This window comes from Streptomyces sp. R818 (assembly GCF_056172735.1).
Genome location: NZ_JAOCNE010000003.1, coordinates 457799 through 473799 on the forward strand (window position 1 = coordinate 457799; position 16001 = coordinate 473799).

At 73.3% G+C, this 16001-nt stretch carries 17 protein-coding genes; 8 read left to right on the forward strand and 9 right to left on the reverse strand.

The window, feature by feature from the left end:
• From N5I75_RS07150 to N5I75_RS07160, 3 genes are all read right to left on the reverse strand, one after another.
• On the reverse strand, nucleotides 1-1046 hold a 1046-nt coding region (locus N5I75_RS07150), incomplete at its 3' end, for a glycosyltransferase family 4 protein (protein ID WP_476675467.1).
• A 194-nt stretch (nucleotides 1047-1240) separates the two neighbouring features.
• Nucleotides 1241-2548 (reverse strand): ABC transporter substrate-binding protein, encoded by a 1308-nt coding sequence (locus N5I75_RS07155; RefSeq protein WP_476675469.1) that lies wholly within the window; start codon nucleotides 2546-2548, stop codon nucleotides 1241-1243.
• A complete protein-coding gene (locus tag N5I75_RS07160; protein ID WP_476675471.1) occupies nucleotides 2523-3083 on the reverse strand; it encodes an MTB12 C-terminal domain-containing protein in 561 nt (186 codons plus the stop codon). The genes N5I75_RS07155 and N5I75_RS07160 overlap by 26 nt, the downstream gene beginning before the upstream one ends.
• A gap of 141 nt (nucleotides 3084-3224) precedes the next feature.
• Here N5I75_RS07160 and N5I75_RS07165 point away from each other — a divergent pair, with 141 nt between their 5' ends.
• The 3 genes from N5I75_RS07165 to N5I75_RS07175 are packed head-to-tail and all read left to right on the forward strand — an operon-like array spanning nucleotide 3225 to nucleotide 6993.
• Nucleotides 3225-3686 (forward strand): hypothetical protein, encoded by a 462-nt coding sequence (locus tag N5I75_RS07165; RefSeq protein WP_476675473.1) that lies wholly within the window; start codon nucleotides 3225-3227, stop codon nucleotides 3684-3686.
• 3 nt (nucleotides 3687-3689) lie between these two features.
• Nucleotides 3690-6317 carry an ABC transporter permease subunit gene (locus N5I75_RS07170; protein ID WP_476675475.1) on the forward strand — a complete coding sequence of 876 codons (2628 nt, stop codon included), beginning with the start codon at nucleotides 3690-3692 and terminating at the stop codon, nucleotides 6315-6317.
• Nucleotides 6318-6330: 13 nt separating this feature from the next.
• Entirely contained in the window at nucleotides 6331-6993 is a 663-nt protein-coding gene (locus N5I75_RS07175) for an ATP-binding cassette domain-containing protein (protein WP_476675477.1), read from the forward strand.
• Here N5I75_RS07175 and N5I75_RS07180 read toward each other — a convergent pair.
• Both N5I75_RS07180 and N5I75_RS07185 read right to left on the reverse strand, forming a co-directional pair.
• Nucleotides 6980-7522 carry a transglycosylase family protein gene (locus tag N5I75_RS07180; protein ID WP_476675479.1) on the reverse strand — a complete coding sequence of 181 codons (543 nt, stop codon included), beginning with the start codon at nucleotides 7520-7522 and terminating at the stop codon, nucleotides 6980-6982. The two genes, N5I75_RS07175 and N5I75_RS07180, sit on opposite strands and share 14 nt — an antisense overlap.
• 148 nt (nucleotides 7523-7670) lie before the next feature.
• Nucleotides 7671-8303, reverse strand: a complete 633-nt coding sequence (locus N5I75_RS07185) for a LysM peptidoglycan-binding domain-containing protein (protein ID WP_476675481.1) — start codon at nucleotides 8301-8303, stop codon at nucleotides 7671-7673.
• Nucleotides 8304-8711: 408 nt separating this feature from the next.
• Between N5I75_RS07185 and N5I75_RS07190 the strand changes: the two genes are divergently transcribed.
• Together N5I75_RS07190 and N5I75_RS07195 are read left to right on the forward strand one after the other, a co-directional pair.
• Complete coding sequence (locus N5I75_RS07190; protein WP_476675483.1) at nucleotides 8712-9512, forward strand: hypothetical protein; 801 nt, start codon at nucleotides 8712-8714, stop codon at nucleotides 9510-9512.
• Between the two features lie 184 nt (nucleotides 9513-9696).
• Nucleotides 9697-9972: a hypothetical protein gene (locus N5I75_RS07195; protein ID WP_476675485.1), complete on the forward strand. Its 276-nt coding sequence runs from the start codon at nucleotides 9697-9699 to the stop codon at nucleotides 9970-9972.
• A gap of 27 nt (nucleotides 9973-9999) precedes the next feature.
• Here the strand turns inward: N5I75_RS07195 and der are convergent, their stop codons facing one another.
• From der to N5I75_RS07215, 4 genes are all read right to left on the reverse strand, one after another.
• Nucleotides 10000-11472: a ribosome biogenesis GTPase Der gene (der, locus tag N5I75_RS07200; RefSeq protein WP_476675487.1), complete on the reverse strand. Its 1473-nt coding sequence runs from the start codon at nucleotides 11470-11472 to the stop codon at nucleotides 10000-10002.
• An 82-nt stretch (nucleotides 11473-11554) separates the two neighbouring features.
• Nucleotides 11555-12235: a lysophospholipid acyltransferase family protein gene (locus N5I75_RS07205; protein ID WP_476675489.1), complete on the reverse strand. Its 681-nt coding sequence runs from the start codon at nucleotides 12233-12235 to the stop codon at nucleotides 11555-11557.
• Nucleotides 12193-12864, reverse strand: a complete 672-nt coding sequence (cmk, locus tag N5I75_RS07210) for a (d)CMP kinase (RefSeq protein ID WP_476676947.1) — start codon at nucleotides 12862-12864, stop codon at nucleotides 12193-12195. Before cmk ends, N5I75_RS07205 begins: the two co-directional genes overlap by 43 nt.
• Nucleotides 12865-13049: 185 nt before the next feature.
• Nucleotides 13050-14135, reverse strand: coding sequence for a prephenate dehydrogenase (locus N5I75_RS07215; RefSeq protein WP_476675490.1), 1086 nt, complete (start codon nucleotides 14133-14135; stop codon nucleotides 13050-13052).
• Nucleotides 14136-14277: 142 nt separating this feature from the next.
• Here N5I75_RS07215 and N5I75_RS07220 point away from each other — a divergent pair, with 142 nt between their 5' ends.
• Genes N5I75_RS07220 through N5I75_RS07230 form a run of 3 tightly spaced genes read left to right on the forward strand, consistent with a single transcriptional unit; the run spans nucleotide 14278 to nucleotide 15995 of the window.
• Nucleotides 14278-14934, forward strand: coding sequence for a hypothetical protein (locus N5I75_RS07220; protein WP_476675492.1), 657 nt, complete (start codon nucleotides 14278-14280; stop codon nucleotides 14932-14934).
• A 21-nt stretch (nucleotides 14935-14955) separates the two neighbouring features.
• Nucleotides 14956-15537: a DUF6529 family protein gene (locus N5I75_RS07225; protein ID WP_476675494.1), complete on the forward strand. Its 582-nt coding sequence runs from the start codon at nucleotides 14956-14958 to the stop codon at nucleotides 15535-15537.
• The gene (locus N5I75_RS07230; protein ID WP_476675496.1) at nucleotides 15534-15995 is read left to right on the forward strand and encodes a Rieske (2Fe-2S) protein; all 462 of its coding nucleotides are present in this window, start codon (nucleotides 15534-15536) and stop codon (nucleotides 15993-15995) included. The genes N5I75_RS07225 and N5I75_RS07230 overlap by 4 nt, the downstream gene beginning before the upstream one ends.
• Nucleotides 15996-16001 lie beyond the last annotated feature (6 nt).

The window sequence follows — 16001 nt, forward strand, 5'->3', positions numbered from 1 at the left end:
TTGCGCTTCTCGTCGTCGTTGATGAGTTCGAGCAGGCCGGCGGCGATCGCGTCGACGTTGCCGACCTCGACGAGGCGTCCGTCGACACCGTTGTCGATGATCTCGCCGGGGCCGTGCGGGCAGTCGGTGGAGACGACGGGCAGGCCGCACCGCATCGCCTCGACGATCGTCATGCCGAACGACTCGAACGTGGACGTCACCGCGGCGACGGAACCTTTCGCCCACTCCGGTTCGATGGGGTTGGCGGTGCCCATGAGGAAGACGTGGTTGTAGAGGCCGCGCTGGTCGATCAGGCGGCGCAGCTTGTCCTTCTGCTTGCCGTGGCCGTAGATCCGCAGCCGCCAGTCGGGGCGCTCGGCGCGCACCTTGTCGAAGGCCTTGATCAGCAGGTCGTACCGCTTGACCGGGGCGAGCCGGCCTGCGGCGACGACCCATTTGCCGCTGCCGTCGGCGGGCGCGACGCGGGGCGCGGGCACCGGGTTGGGCATGGCCTCGATCCGGACGCCGGGCAGCCGCATCCCGGCGCGGTAGGCGCGGGCGTCGGCCTCGGTGGTCGTCGTGAGCGCGTCGAGGCGCGGGTAGACGCTGCGCAGCTCGCGGCGGAGCCCCGCGGAGTGCGTGTCGAGCGTGAGGTGCTCCTGACCGACGCGGAGCGGGCCGCGCCGGGTCTGCCGCGCGAGGTGCACGTTGAGCCCGGGCCGGGTGCCGACCACGACGTCCGCCTCGACGCCCGCCAGATGCTCGGCGATGCGCCGGTCGGTAAGCGCGCTGTATTGCGCGAGGCGCCCCTCGTGCTTGGGGAAGTCCGCGGCGGGCTTCTTGTACTCGGGGTCGTCGCCCTCGTACGTCGGCGAGTCCTTGCGCAGGTCGACGAGGTGGCGCAGGCGCACGCGCGGGTCGGGCGCGAACGTCGGCTCCTCACGGTGCCGGAAGACGGAGACCACTTCCACGTCGTGGTGCTCGGCCAGTGTGTTGGCCAGGTTGTACGTGGTGCGAATCGTCCCTCCGATCCCGTACGCGTTGTGAATGAGGAAAGAAATCTGCATGCGTCCCCGTATCCCACCATTGCTCGCGGACAGTCCGGACGGTTGTGCTCCGTCCCGGGTGACCCCGCCTACCGATGGTTAGACAGGCGTCCCGTGGCGAGGGTTGTCCATCATCATCATGTTGTTCCTGAACAGTTGCCTTATCGGTACACAAGTCGGGGAACCAGTTGGCCATTTCGTCCATCAGGGTTACGTCATGGCTGGTAGGCGAGTTGCGGTACGTCAAAGCACGTACGGTTCATGTCCCCGTTCCGGGTGACCCAGCCCTGTTCGTCCGTCCACTTGGCGACCGAAAGGCACGTCTTTCGGGTCCTTGGCGGTTCGGGGAGCGTGCGGTATCTCACGGGTAGCAGCAGCCCGTCGGCCGTGTAAGGGGCGGGGCGGTTCATGAAGCGGTCCAGGCACGCGCGCGTGACGGCTCCCCCGGCGCGGGCGCAGGAGCGCGCGGCGTCCGTGAACCACAGGGCGGCGGCCCACCCCTCCAGCTGCCACTGCGCGTGCGTCCGCAGCCCCTTCGTCGCGTCGCGGAAGGCGCGTACGGCCGGGTGCCCGGTGTCCTCGAAGTTGCGGCTCGCCCCGGTCGCCCACAGGGAGGCACGGCAGTGCGGGGCGTCCTTGTAGTCGTCGGCGACGGCAGAGGTCCAGCTCTGCACGGTCATGACCTTCGCGGTGACGCGGGCGCCGACCTGGTCCATGGCCCGGCACAGCCGCGCGTTGCCGTGCGCGTCGATGGCGTCGAGGACGAGATCGGCGCCCTGGTCCTTCAGATCGGCGGCGGCCGCGCGGAAGTTCGGCAGCGCGAAGTCGACCTGCTCGGTGACCACCTTGTAGCCCTCGGCCCTCAGGCCCCGGACCACCAGGCGCGCGTACGCGGCGGAGGCGGCCTGGTTGTAGGAGACGACGGCGGCGGTGCGGGCGCCCTGCTCCCGCTTGAAGTAGCGGTAGACCTCGGTGCCGCCGTACAGCTTGCCGCCCCAGCCGGGCGTGCCGTCGCGGGGCGCGAGGCTGCCGTAGATCCCGTACAGATGCGGATAGGTGTCGTAGACGGCGCCGATCGGCTGGCCGCCGATGTCGGGCACGCCCGCGCGCGACACCTTTTCCGCGCCCGCGTAGTCGAGCGCCGTGGTGGCGACGAGGGCGACGACCTTCTTCTCGTCGATCAGCTCGTGCACGCACGCGTTGTTGCCGACGCCGCTGCCACCGTCGTCGCACAGGTGCACCTCGACGCGGCGCCCGTCGATGCCGCCCCTGCCGTTCAGGCTGCGGAAGTACGCCTGGGCGCCGTCGCGGGTGTCGGTGAAGGTGGCGCCGCCGACCGGGCTCGTGGCGCTGGTCAGGATGCCGACGTGGACCGGCGCGGCCGTGCGGACCGGCGTACGGCGCTGCGCCCCGTCCCCGAAGGCGCTCTCCGGCAGCCGCGAACCACAGCCGGAGAGCGCCAGCAGAGCGCTCAGGGCGAGCGCCGACGCCAGCGCCTCAGCAGCCCGGAGGCGCCGACGCATTGCCGCTCAGCTGCACCAGGGCGCACAGCGTCCGGACCGACACCTTCCACGCGCCGTCCTGCTCGACCGAGGTGCCCTTCGCGCCGGGCAGCACCGTGGCGCCCTTCAGGGCGAGGGAGTACGTGACCTCGGCGCCGGTCGGCGAGGTGAAGCGGACGGTGGCGACCTTCGCCTCGACCTGGCCGCCGCGCTTGTCCCCGTTGAAGCTGCGCAGCACCGGCCGCATCCTGACGCCGTCCTCCAGGAGCTGCTCCTTCTCCTTCTGCGGCACGGCCGGGTCGAAGAACTTCTGCCAGTTCTCCCTGATCTCCTTGCGCGCGGCGGCCGCGTCGGCGGGCGCCGAGCGGGTGGGCGCCGCGGAGGGCTCCTTCGAGGCGGGCTCCTGGCTCGACGGGGTCGGCGGATCGCTCTCGTCGCCGCCGCTGTCGTCGCTGCACGCCGTCGTCGCCGGGCCGAGCGCCAGGGCCGCGGCGAGGGCGAGCGCCGCGCCCCGCGTGCGGCCCGGCCGGACCCTGATCCTGCTCCCGAGAACCATCTGGCTCACCACCGGGTGTCGGTCCGGGCCTCGACTCCGCCCGGAGCTTTCGAGGTTGGCCTGCAGAAGGCATAGTGCAAGCGTTCGGCCGACAAGACCAGACGCGCGCAGGCACACTCCGTCATGACGTGGGGGTCACCGATGCGGACTGCCCGGCTCCGAACCGTGCGCCCCGCCCTGTGGGCCGGGCTCGCCGTCCTCACCGCGGGCGCCGTGCTCTGCGCGGCCGGCTGGTACGGCGTCTCCGGCGAGCGGTTCGCCGAGCGGCAACTGCCCTATCTCGCCTCGTGCACGGTGCCGGGCGCGGCGCTGATCGTCGCGGGCGCGGTCGTGCTCACGTACGGCAGGAGCGCGCTCGCGGCGTCGCGGGTGGAGGAGCTGTACGCGCTTCTGGTCGCCGATGAATCATCCGGGCCGGCGCCCCCGACCGGCCCGGTCGCCAGTGCCGAGGCCCTGCTGATGATCCCGGGCGGCACGCTGTGGCACCGCGCGGACTGCCCGCTCGTCGCGGGCAAGCCCGAGGCCGTGCCCGCCGACGCCCTGGCGCGGGCGGACGGCGGGCTCGGTCCGTGCCCCGTCTGCGAGCCGCTCGCGGAGGGCTGAGGCGTGGCCTCGCTCACGTACGACCTCACGCTCGCGGGGCTCTCGGTGGGCGCGGCGGCGGCGCTCACCGGGACCGGCCTCATCGTCACCCATCGCGCGACGGGCGTCCTCAACTTCGCCCACGGCGCGATCGCGATGGTCTGCGCGTATCTGCTGCGGCAGTGCGTGGTGGAGTGGTCCTGGCCGCTGTGGGCGGGGGCGGCGCTCGTGCTCCTGGTCGTGGCGCCAGGGCTCGGCCTCCTCCTGGAACGCGGCGTGTTCCGCCCGCTCGCGGTGGAGGGCGCGGACCCGGCCCGCACGCTGGTCGCCTCGATCGGGGTCTTCGTGCTCCTGGTCGGGGCGGCGGCGCTGCTCTGGGGCACGGGTGCGCGGGAGGACGCGCCGACGCTGATCGCGGCCGATCCGTGGGGGCAGCTCGTGGTGGCCTGCGCGGTCGCGGTGACGGTGTGGGCGGTGACGCGGTGGACGCGGTTCGGCGGGGAGTTGCGCGCCGTCGTCGACAACCGCCCGCTCGCCGTGCTCGGCGGCATCGACGCGGACCGGGTCGCGGCGGCGGGCTGGGCGTTCGGCTCGTTCACGGCGGGCCTGACGGGAGTGCTGCTCGCGCCGTACGTACGGCTGGACCCGTACGGGCTGCCCCTGCTGGTGATGGAGGTCGTGGCGGTGGCGGTCGCCGCGCGGATGCGGCTGCTCTCGGTGGCGGTGCTCGTCGCCCTCGGCATCGGGGTCGCGCAGAGCCAGCTGACCCGGGTGCACCCCGGGGGTTGGGCGGAGCCGCTGCTCCAGGCGGTCGGGGCGAACCTGTTCGTGGTCGCCCTGCTCGTCGCCGCGCTCGTCCTGCCCGGGGTCGGCGGACGCGGGGCGCTGCCGCGCGCGATGACGCGCCGGGGGCTGCCCGCGCCGCCGGGCGCGTGGCCGGTGGCGGCGGTGCTCTTCCTGCTGCCGCTCGGGTTCGCGGGCGCGGACCTGCACACGTCGGTCCAGGTACCGGCGCTCGCGCTGATCCTGCTGTCGCTGGTGGTGGTGACGGGCCGGGCGGGTCAGCTGGCGCTCGGGCAGGGTGCGTTCGCGGGCCTGGGCGCACTGTTCGCGACGCTGCTGACGCTGGGCCGCTTCCCGCTGCTGCCCGAGGTACCTGGCCTGGCGGCGCTGCTGCTCTCCGTGCTCCTGGTGGCCCCGCTCGGCCTGCTCACGGCGGTCCCCGCGATCGGACGGCACGGCCTGGCCCTGGCGCTCGCGACGTTCGCGGTCGGGGTGGGCGTGAGCCGGTTCGTGTTCGCGCAGCCGTACGCGGCGTCGGGCCTGGCGCCCGGCAGACCGGCGGGCTTCGACGACGACCGCGCGTACTACGTCCTTGAACTGGTGCTGCTGGCCGGGGCGCTGCTCTTCGTCTCCATCCTGCGACGGGGCAGGACCGGCCGGGCGCTCGCCGCGATGCGGGACCACGAGGCGGGCGCCGCGGCGGCCGGAGTACGGGTGCCCGCGCTCAAGGTGGCGGCGTTCGTGGCCGGCGCGGGGGTCGCTGCGCTCGGCGGCGGTCTCCTGGCACTCGGCGCCCGCTCCTTCGACCCCACCGCCTACGACCCGGTCCGCGGCCTCCTCTGGTTCGCGGCCCTGGTCGTCCTCGGCGCGGACAGCCTCCTGGCCGCACTGGCGGGCGCGGCCCTCCTGGTCGGCCTGGACGCGGGCACACGCGGCGGCGTCGCGGCGGCGACCATCGGAATCCTGGCCATCCTGATCGGCCGCTTTCCCGAGGGGCCGCGTGTACGGGGGTGGGGGCGGGGCCGGTTGACGGGGCTGGGGGTTGAAGTGAGGGAACGGGTGCGCCGGGGGGTCGTTCCCGGGGGTGCGGATGCGGTGCGGGGGGAGCGCCGGGGCGCGTCGGGCCGGGCCGCCGAAGGGGACCCCTCCCCTACCCCGCCGAGCGGATCTCCGGCCCCCGGCGCGGAGCCCCTGCTCGTCGCCTCCCGGCTCACCGTCACCTTCGCCGGGCGGCCCGTGCTGCGGAACGTCGACATCGGGGTGCCCGCAGGGCGGATCGTTGCCGTGGTGGGGCCCAACGGGGCCGGGAAGAGCACGCTGTTCCACTGTCTCGCCGGGGCGTTGCGGCCGGGGGCGGGGCGGGTGTGGCTGGGGCGGCGGGAGGTGACCGCGCTTTCCGCGCAGGCGCGGACCCGGCTCGGGGTGGCCCGGACGTTCCAGGAGCTGGCTGTCTTCCCGTCGTTGACCGTGGCCGAGAACGTTCGGGTCGGCGCCGAGCAGGGCCGCGTCATCGATCCGGACGCCGTCCCGCGACTGCTCGCACTGTTCGGGCTGCGCGGCGAGCAACGCACGTCGGAGCTGTCCACCGGCGCCCTGCGCCGCGTCGAGCTGGCCCGTGCGCTCGCGGGGAGCCCGCACGTCCTCCTGCTCGACGAACCCGCCGCCGGGCTCGACGACAGGGAGGTGCGGGACATGGCCCGGCTGCTGCGGGCCCTCGCCGCGGACGGGGCCGGGCTCCTCGTCGTCGAGCACGATCTGGACCTCGTCGCGGACCTGGCCGACATCGTGCACGTCATGAACGCGGGGCGCATCGTCGCGTCCGGGCCCCCGTCCAGCATCCTCGAACACGTCAGCGGGGCAGGCCCATGAGGCGGGCAGAACCGTGAGGCGCGGCATCGAGCTGCGCGGCGCCCGTGTGCGGTACGGCCCGCTGGAGGCCCTGCACGGCGTCGGCCTGGCCGCCCCCGCCGGGACGGTCACCGTGCTGCTCGGCCGCAACGGCTCGGGCCGTACGACCGTCCTGCGCGCCCTCGCCGGCACCGCGCGACTCAGCGCCGGAACGGTCATCTGGGACGGCGCCGACGTCACCCGGCACGCCCCGCACACCCGCGCCGCCGCGGGCCTGTGCTTCGTCCCCGACCGCCAGGCCGTGTTCGCCACCCTGCGGGTCGCCGAGCAGCTGCGGCTCGCCGCCCCGGACGGCGATCACCGCCCGGCCCTCCACGCCTACCCCGGGCTGCGCCCCCTCCTGGACCGGCGCGCGGGCACCCTGTCCGGCGGCGAGCAGCGCATGGTCGCCGTCTCCCGCGCCCTGCTCGCCCGCGCGCGTGTCGTCCTGGTCGACGAACCGGCCCAGGGCATGGCGCCCCGGACCGCCGCCCGTACGTACGCCCTGCTGCGCGAGCTGGACGCCGCCGTGGTCCTCGCCGAGCAACGGCTGCCGCCGGGGCTGCGCACGGGCGGCGCCCCCGTGCTCGTACACGAACTGCGCCGCGGCGCCGTCGTCTTCAGCGGTGAGGCGGGAGAGATCGCTACCTCGGGATGATCGACGTCGTACCGGCCTCCGACCGCGACGGGCGCCGCTCCTTCTCCGGCTTCCGCGGCTTCCGCGCCTCGCTCTGGATCACCCGTCCGGCCAGCCGGTACTGCTTCGAACAGGCGGGCCAGGCGCCCCACCCCTGCGCGTCGAGAACCTTCTCGGCGACCGCGATCTGCTCGGCGCGGGACGCGAGATCGGCGCGCGGCGCGTACTTCAGGCCGCCGTACGCCTCCCAGGTGGACTGCGTGAACTGGAGTCCGCCGTAGAAGGAGTTGCCGGTGTTGGCGTCCCAGCGTCCGCCGCTCTCGCACTCGGCGAGACAGGTCCACAGGCGCTGGTCGCGCGCGCAGTCGCGGGGTTTGGTGACGAGGCCCCCCGCGCCGGACACGGGCGCCGGGGCGGCGGACGCGGCGACCGGGGTGCAGGTCAGGGCGAGCAGCCCGCCGAGGACGACCGTCGCCCGGCCGAACGTCCTCCGCTGCGAAGACCTCAGGGGCTTGCTCGCCTTCACCGGGTTCAGGGGCTTCACTGGCATCAAGCGCTTCAGGTGCATCGCGCCACGCTAAGCACCGACACGCGGCACCCCTCCGATGCCGCGCCGCGCGGCCCGCGGCCCCACCCGGTCGGCTGATCGGACCGACCGGGCGGGGCCGCGCGGCACGTACCACCAACGGATCGGCCCGCTAGCCGATCAGCAGCCGCTGCCCCGGCATGATCAGGTTCGGGTCGGCGCCGATGACCGCCCGGTTGATCGTGTACAGGCGCTGCCAGCCGGTGCCGTGCGCCGCCGCGATCAGGCTGAGGGTGTCGCCGCCGCGGACGACGTAACCGCCGCTGCGGGCGGCACCGCGGTCGGCGCCCGAGGAGTTCCGCTGCGCGGGGGCGGACCTGGGCTGCGCCTGCTGCGGCTGGGCGGGCTTCGCCGCCCTGGGAGCGGACGGGGCGGCAGGTGCCGCCGGTGCGCTGCCGTAGGCGCCGGCCCGCGCCGAGCAGGTGGGCCAGGCGCCCCAGCCCTGGGCGCGCTGCACCCGGGAGGCGACGGCGATCTGCTGCTCTCTCGTCGCCCCGGCGGCCGTCGACGCGTAGGCCCCGCCGCCGTACGCGCGCCAGGTCCCGGCGGAGAACTGCAGTCCGCCGGAGTAGCCGTTGCCGGTGCTGATGTGCCAGTTGCCGCCGCTTTCGCAGCGCGCGATGCGGTCCCAGACGCCGCCGTCCGCGTGCGCGGAGCCGGCGGTGGCGAGGAGGCAGAGGGGGGCGAGCAGAGCCGCCCCGGCGATCACCACTGTCGTTCGAGCCGTACGAATCGGCACGGACATGAGATTCCCTCTCGTGGACCTCGTGGACTGCGGTGTGCAGACGGCGGTGGAATCTAGGCAGCGCACGGAGCCGCATCAACTGACGCCCCGTCACGCCAGGTCGATGTGCCGTTACCTGAAGTAGCGGCGAGTTCCGGCCACCCACTTCATTCACTGATTTCATGATTTGTCGACCTGTCACCACGACGATCTGTGACCCACCTCACCAACTCAACTTGCTTGCAATCCCAACAAGTTGGCGGGGAGTGACAGATTCCGGGCGGCTCTTCACGGTTTGCTGCGGATGGGTGGATTCCGTTCGGTTCCGGGCGTGACTCCGGCCACAGATCGCCCGTTGTCCCTTTATCAGTACGCATCCGCCCCACCCCGCATCGATCCACATCGATACATCGATACAGAGGAGCCCCCGTGCCGCGCTTGCTCGACGTGAGTGACGACGTACGCGCCGAGATCGGCGACGAAGAAGCAGACCGGCTGCTCGCCGGGGAGAACGCCCCCGGCGGGTACGACTGCACCTCCTGCCGCACCCCCGGCGACACCGGACAGGAGCGCACCAGCACGGTCCTGTTCGTCGGGGACGAGACCGCCGTGCTCGCCTTCGCCCACGCCGGCTGCCTGCCCTCGCAGGTCGTGCGGGTCGCGGAGGACCAGCTGCAGGGCGCCGTACAGGCCGTCGCCGCCACGGAGGCGGCGGGCGCGTCCGTGCCCGCGCAGAGCGGCGCGCCGCAGGCCGTGCTCGGTGTGACCAGCGGCCTGGTCCTGATCGAGGGCGAGCTGCACCCGGCCCTCGTCATCGAGCCGACCGGCCCCATCGCCCGCCCCGGGACCACCACCCCGGGCGAGGGCGGCGACGACTTCCTGCCGCTCCTGATCGAGCAGGGCTTCATGCCGGTCACCGCGCTGACCGAGCCGCCGCACGCCCTGCCCGGCTGGTCGGTGCTGCTCGCCATGGGCCAGCTGCACGCCGTGCTCCAGCCCGGTACCGGCGGCGCCCCCTCGCAGGTCGCCTGGTGGCAGGCGCACCAGCCGCTCGTGGTCACCGAGGGCTGGCGGACCGCCGCCAACAAGACGCACACGGTGCTCGTCTTCGCCGCCCCGGTCGGCTCGATCGGCCGTCAGCCCCGCGAGGACCTGCTGCGCGACGCGCTCGACAAGGCCGCGGCGAACGGGCGGCTCGTCGCCGCCGCCATGCCGCTCGCGGGCACCTGAGCCGGCACCACCCGCCCACCCGGACCCCCGCGGATGCGCCGGTCACACCGGCAACACGCAGCAAAAGCCCAGGCCAAGGGCGCATCCGTCGGGGGTCCGGGTCGTTGGCACGTATGTGCACCCATACGACCCCACCTCATCCCAGACCGGACGCCGCCAGACATACCCGAACTACATCCCGGCGATGCGTCCTCCGCAGGACTACTCGGCGGGCCGCTCGGCCACGCCGATCTACGACGCCCTCTACGCGGAGTACCGGCGCTCCTTCAGGACCCTGCCCGGTGACCGCAGCGGAGAGGAGCAGCTGGGCTTCGCGCCCTTCGGGACGGGGACGTACGTGGCCCGGCACCACACCCCGTACTACGCGACGGGCCAGCACTACCCCCAGCAGAACGGGCGGCAGCCCGGCCACGGAGGTCATCTCCCGGCCGCGCTGCCGCCCGCACCGCGTAGGCCCTGACTGTCCGCCAGGGCCAAAGAAGTATCGCTACTTCTTGCGCCCGCGCTTCTCCCGCACCCGCACCGAGATGTGGATCGGCGTGCCCTCGAAGCCGAACTCCTCGCGCAGCCGGCGCTCCACGAAGCGCCGGTAGCCGTGCTCGATGAAGCCGGAGGAGAAGAGCACGAACCGCGGCGGCTTGGTGCCGGCCTGCGTCCCGAAGAGGATGCGGGGCTGCTTGCCGCCGCGGATCGGGTGCGGGTGGGCGGCGACCAGCTCGCCGAGGAAGGCGTTGAGGCGGCCGGTCGGCACGCGGGTCTCCCAGCCGGCGAGGGCGGTCTCGATCGCCGGGACGAGCTTCTCCATGTGGCGGCCCGTGCGCGCTGACACGTTCACCCGGGGCGCCCACGCGATCTGGGCGAGCTCGGTCTCGATCTCGCGCTCCAGGTAGTAGCGGCGCTCCTCGTCGAGGGTGTCCCACTTGTTGAAGGCGACGACGATCGCGCGGCCCGCCTCGACCGCCATCGTCACGATCCGCTGGTCCTGCACCGAGATCGTCTCGGAGGAGTCGATCAGGATGACCGCGACCTCCGCCTTCTCGACGGCGGCGGCGGTGCGCAGCGAGGCGTAGTAGTCGGCGCCCTGCTGGAGGTGGACGCGCTTGCGGATGCCCGCCGTGTCGACGAACTTCCAGGTGACGCCGCCCAGCTCGATCAGCTCGTCGACCGGGTCGCGGGTGGTGCCCGCCAGCTCGTTGACGACGACGCGGTCCTCGTTCGCCACCTTGTTGAGCAGCGAGGACTTGCCGACGTTCGGACGGCCGATGAGCGCGATGCGGCGCGGGCCGCCGATGGCGGTGCCGAAGGTCTGCGGGGGCGCGTCGGGCAGCGCCTCGATGACGGCGTCCAGCATGTCGCCGGTGCCGCGGCCGTGCAGCGAGGAGACGGGGTGCGGCTCGCCGATGCCGAGGGACCACAGGGCGGTGGCGTCGGCCTCGCCGCTCGGACCGTCGACCTTGTTGGCGCACAGGACGACCGGCTTGCCCGCCTTGCGGAGCAGCCGGACGACGGCCTCGTCGGTGTCGGTGACGCCGACCGTGGAGTCGACGACGAAGACGACCGCGTCGGCCGTCTCGATCGCGTACTCGGCCTGCGCGGCCACCGACGCGTCGATGCCGAGCACGTCCTGCTCCCAGCCGCCGGTGTCGACGACCTTGAAGCGGCGGCCCGACCACTCGGCCTCGTAGGTGACGCGGTCGCGGGTGACGCCCGGCTTGTCCTCGACGACGGCTTCGCGGCGGCCGATGATGCGGTTCACCAGGGTCGACTTGCCGACATTCGGGCGGCCGACGACGGCGAGGACGGGCAGCGGGCCGTGGCCCGCCTCCTCGATGGCGCCCTCGACGTCCTCGACGTCGAAGCCCTCCTCGGCGGCGAGCTCCATGAACTCCGCGTACTCCGCGTCGCCGAGCGCCCCGTGCTCATGGTCGGAGCCGCCCTCGGGCTGGATCTGGTCGTTCATGAAGTCCGTACCTCGTCGTTCATTCGTGGTGATCGGTGGGCCGCCGCGTATCTGTACGGCGATCCACTACTGAAAGTCTCGCTCAGCGTCCGGTCAGACGCCTGGCATGGTCCAGGTGCGCGGTGAGCCGTCCCTGGATGCGCACCGTCGCCGCGTCGAGCGCCGTGCGCGTGCGCCGCCCGGTGCCGTCGCCCGCATCGAACGGGTCGCCGAAGACGACGTCGACGCGGCTGCGCAGCGGCGGCAGCTTCTTTATCAACCGTCCGCGCTTCTCCGTGCTTCCCAGTACGGCGACCGGGACGATCGGGGCGCCACTGCGCATCGCGAAGTACGCGAGCCCGGCCCGCAGCGAGGCGAAGTCGCCCTCGCCACGCGTGCCCTCGGGGAAGATGCCGAGCACTCCCCCGCCCGCCAGGACGTCGAGCGCCCGGGTGATGGCCGTGCGGTCCGTGCTGGTCCGGTCGACCTTCACCTGCCCGATGGATTCGAGGAAGGTGCCGAGCGGCCCGATGAACGCCTCCTGCTTGATCAGGAAGTGGGTCGGGCGCGGGGCGACGCCCATGACCATGGGCCCGTCCACGTTGTGCGAGTGGTTCACGGCGAAGATCACCGGGCCGCTCGCGGGGACCCGCCACGCGCCGAGGACGCGCGGCTTCCACAGCCCGTACATCAGCCCTACGCCGATGCGCCGGCCGACTTCGGCCCCGCGTTCCGAGGAACTCACTTCGAGGCCCGCTTCTCCCCGACGAGGGTGACGACGCACTCGATGACCTGCTGGAGCGTGAGGTCGGTGGTGTCCACCTCAACGGCGTCGCCGGCCTTGGCGAGCGGCGACGTCTTCCGGCTGGAGTCCGCCGCGTCCCGCTTGACCAGGGCCTCCTGCGTGGCCTTGACGTCGGCGCCCTTCAGCTCGCCGGAGCGGCGGGCGGCGCGGGCCTCGGGCGAGGCGGTGAGGAAGATCTTCAGGTCGGCGTCGGGCAGCACGGTCGTACCGATGTCGCGGCCCTCGACGACGATGCCCCTGCCGTCCGCGGCGGCCGAGGCGGCGATGGAGCGCTGCAGCTCGGTGATGCGGGCCCGCACCTCGGGGACCGCGCTGACGGCGCTGACCTTGGAGGTGACCTCGCCCGTGCGGATCGGGCCCGCGACGTCCGTGCCGTCGACGGTGATGGTGGGCGCCGCCGGGTCCGTGCCCGAGACGATGTCGGCCTTGCCCGCGACCGCCGCGATGGCGGACGGGTCGGTCAGGTCGATGCCGTTGTTCACCATCCACCAGGTGATCGCCCGGTACTGGGCGCCGGTGTCGAGGTAGCTCAGGCCGAGCTGGGCGGCGACGGCCTTCGAGGTGCTCGACTTGCCCGTACCGGAGGGTCCGTCGATGGCGACGATCACGGCTGCCGGGGCGGCGGTTTCCACGGTGACGGACACCTTTCTGAGTGCACGGGGCAGGAGGGCGGGGCGAGAGAGCGCCCCGCACAAGGTTACTGGCTCCTAGGGGCACCTCTTACGGCGCTCCTGGGGGCGCCTCTCGCGACGCTCCTGGGGGGCACCGCTCGCGGCCGCTCTCCCCGCCGTCTCTACTGCCGCATGGCCCAGCCCCGCTCGCGCAGCGACGCCGCCAGCCTCGGGGCGGCGGCGGGCTGCACCATGAGCTGTACGAAACCGGCCTGCTGCCCGGTGGCGTGCTCGATCCGTACGTCCTCGATGTTGACCCCCGCCGCGCCCGCGTCCGCGAAGATGCGGGCCAGCTCGCCGGGCTGGTCGGAGATGAGGACGGCGACGATCTCGTAGGCGGCCGGGGCCGCGCCGTGCTTGCCGGGGACCCGGCTCTGGCCCGCGTTCCCCCGGCGCAGCATCGTCTCGACGCCGTCGGCGCCCGCGCGGCGCTTGGCGTCGTCGCTGGACTGGAGGGAGCGCAGCGCCTGGACCGTCTCGTCGAGGTCGGCGGAGACGGCGGAGAGCAGGTCGGCGACCGGGCCCGGGTTCGCGGAGAGGATGTCGATCCACATGCCCGGCTCGGAGGCGGCGATCCGCGTCACGTCCCGGATGCCCTGCCCGCACAGCCGTACGGCGCTCTCCTCGGCGTTCTCCAGGCGGGCGGCGACCATGCTGGAGACCAGGTGGGGCATGTGCGAGACGAGCGCGACGGCCCGGTCGTGGGCGTCGGCGTCCATCACGACGGGCACCGCGCGGCACAGGGCGACCAGTTCCAGCGCGACGTTCAGGACCTCGGTGTCGGTGGCCGGGGTCGGGGTCAGCACCCAGGGGCGGCCCTCGAAGAGGTCGGCGGTCGCGGCGAGCGGGCCGCTGCGCTCTCGACCGCTCATCGGGTGCGTCCCGATGTACGCGGTGAGGTCGAGGCCGAGCGCTTCGAGGTCGCGGCGCGGGCCGCCCTTCACGCTGGCGACGTCGAGATAGGCGCGGGCCGCGCCCTTGCGCATCACGTCGGCCAGGGTCGTCGCGACGTGCGCGGGCGGTACGGCGACGACGCACAGGTCGACAGGGCCCTCGGGCGCCTCGTCCGTCCCGGCGCCGAGCGCGGCGGCGGTGCGGGCCTGCGCGGTGTCGTGGTCGGCGAGGTGCACGGTGACGCCGCGCGAGGCGAGGGCCAGGGCGGCGGAGGTGCCGATGAGGCCGGTTCCGATGACGAGTGCGGTTCTCACGGGGCGATGTCCTTGCGCGGGGCGGCGGCGGCAGCGGGGCGGTAAGGGGTCCAGCCTAGTTGGCCCGGACGAGACCCTGTCGCGCTCCCACCGGAGCTGCTTGCATGGAGGGCGGTACCTGCCGCCTCGGGGGAGGCTCGTGATGAAGCGCTCGGGACCGCTCTACACGCTGTACGCCGGGCTCGCCCTGGCCGTGATCATGCTTTCGCTCAACGCGACGACGGGCGAGAAGGGGTCCTCGTACGCGGGCACTCCCCGGGCCACGGTGTCGCCCTCGCCGAGCCTCTCGAAGGCGAGCCCGTCACCCAGTCCCAGCCCGTCGCGGACGGCGGCCCGCGCGAAGACCCAGTACGCGGGCCGCACCGACGACGACGTCGCGGCCGTCTCCGTCTCCGTACGGGGGCAGAAGGCGATCGCGTACTACTGCGACGGCCGCACCAAGGAGTCCTGGCTGAAGGGAGACGTCGCGGACGACGGCTCCATGAAGCTCACCGGGAAGAACGGCGCCACGCTGGCCGGCACCCTCGCCGACGAACGGATCCGGGGCACCGTCCGCGTCCAGGACGGGCCGCAGGACTTCACCGCGAGGAAGGCCGTCAAGGGGTCAGGCCTGTACCGCGCCACCACCGAGGTGCGCGGCGCGGAGATCGACGGCGGCTGGATCGTCCTGCCCGACGGCCGCCAGGTCGGCATCGTCCGCAAGAACGGTGCCCCGTCCGCCGCACCCCCCGTCGACCCGGAGACCGGTGCCGTCACGGTCGACGGCGAGCGGCTCACCGCGCGTCCCGTCGTGCCCTGACCACTGTCGCAAGGGGTAGTCATGACCATCGACCCGAACGCCCCGACCCAGAGCTTCCCGAGCCCCGAACCCGGCCGGGGCCCGGGCGCGGCCCGCTACCTGGTGCCCGCCGTCGTCGCGGCCGTGGTGGCGGTGGCGCTCGGCGTGTACGGCAAGGCCCACGATCCGGAGGGCACGGCGTTCAACCTGGCGGGCTTCTCCAGCACGAGCGCGGTGAAGTCCTGGCTGGCGACGGCGGCGTTCGCCTTCGCACTGGTGCAGGTGGTGTCGGCGTTCATGGTCTACGGGAAGCTGCGCGGCCCGGCGTGGGCGCCCGCGCTGCACCGCTGGTCGGGCCGGATCGCGTTCCTCCTCGCCGTGCCCGTGGCGGTGCACTGCCTGTACGCGCTGGGCTATCAGACGTACTCGACCCGCGTCATGTGGCACTCGTTCCTGGGCTGCTTCTTCTTCGGCGCGTTCAGCGCCAAGATGCTGCTGCTCCGCTCGGAGCGGCTGCCCGGCTGGCTGCTTCCGGTGGTCGGCGGTCTGGCCTTCGCGGTCCTGACGCTGCTCTGGTTCACCTCGGCGCTGTGGTTCTTCCGCACGGTGGGGGTGACGACGTGAAACCGGCGGCGACGCGGCGGAGCGTGCTCGTGGCGGGGGTCGCGGCGCTCGCGGCGGGGTGCAGCAAGTATGGGGAGGACGGCGGCGGGGGCGGCGCGCAGCCGGAGCCATCGGCCCCCGCCGCGTCCTCGGGGTCCGCGGGGTCCTCCGGCGCCGAGTCATCCGCGGCTCCGGACGAACTGGCGAAGACGTCCGACATCCCGGTGGGCGGCGGCAAGGTCTTCGCCGACAAGAAGGTGGTGGTGACACAGCCGTCGCAGGGCGACTTCAAGGCGTTCTCGGCGGTCTGCACGCACCAGGGCTGCACGGTGAACTCGGTGTCGGACGGCACGATCAACTGCCCGTGCCACGGCTCGAAATACAAGATCGCGGACGCGTCGGTGGCGGGCGGCCCGGCGCCGCGCCCGCTGCCGCCGCAGAAGATCACGGTCACCGGAAAATCGATCTCGCTGGGCTGAGCCGAC

Bases quoted from the DNA above. Each gene is read 5' to 3' on its own strand.
- N5I75_RS07155 (WP_476675469.1), bottom strand. From the start codon at position 2,548: ATGCGTCGGCGCCTCCGGGCTGCTGAGGCGCTGGCGTCGGCGCTCGCC.
- N5I75_RS07160 (WP_476675471.1), bottom strand. From the start codon at position 3,083: ATGGTTCTCGGGAGCAGGATCAGGGTCCGGCCGGGCCGCACGCGGGGC.
- N5I75_RS07165 (WP_476675473.1), top strand. From the start codon at position 3,225: ATGCGGACTGCCCGGCTCCGAACCGTGCGCCCCGCCCTGTGGGCCGGG.
- N5I75_RS07180 (WP_476675479.1), bottom strand. From the start codon at position 7,522: ATGCCAGTGAAGCCCCTGAACCCGGTGAAGGCGAGCAAGCCCCTGAGG.
- N5I75_RS07185 (WP_476675481.1), bottom strand. From the start codon at position 8,303: ATGTCCGTGCCGATTCGTACGGCTCGAACGACAGTGGTGATCGCCGGG.
- N5I75_RS07195 (WP_476675485.1), top strand. From the start codon at position 9,697: ATGCGTCCTCCGCAGGACTACTCGGCGGGCCGCTCGGCCACGCCGATC.
- der (WP_476675487.1), bottom strand. From the start codon at position 11,472: ATGAACGACCAGATCCAGCCCGAGGGCGGCTCCGACCATGAGCACGGG.
- N5I75_RS07220 (WP_476675492.1), top strand. From the start codon at position 14,278: ATGAAGCGCTCGGGACCGCTCTACACGCTGTACGCCGGGCTCGCCCTG.
- N5I75_RS07225 (WP_476675494.1), top strand. From the start codon at position 14,956: ATGACCATCGACCCGAACGCCCCGACCCAGAGCTTCCCGAGCCCCGAA.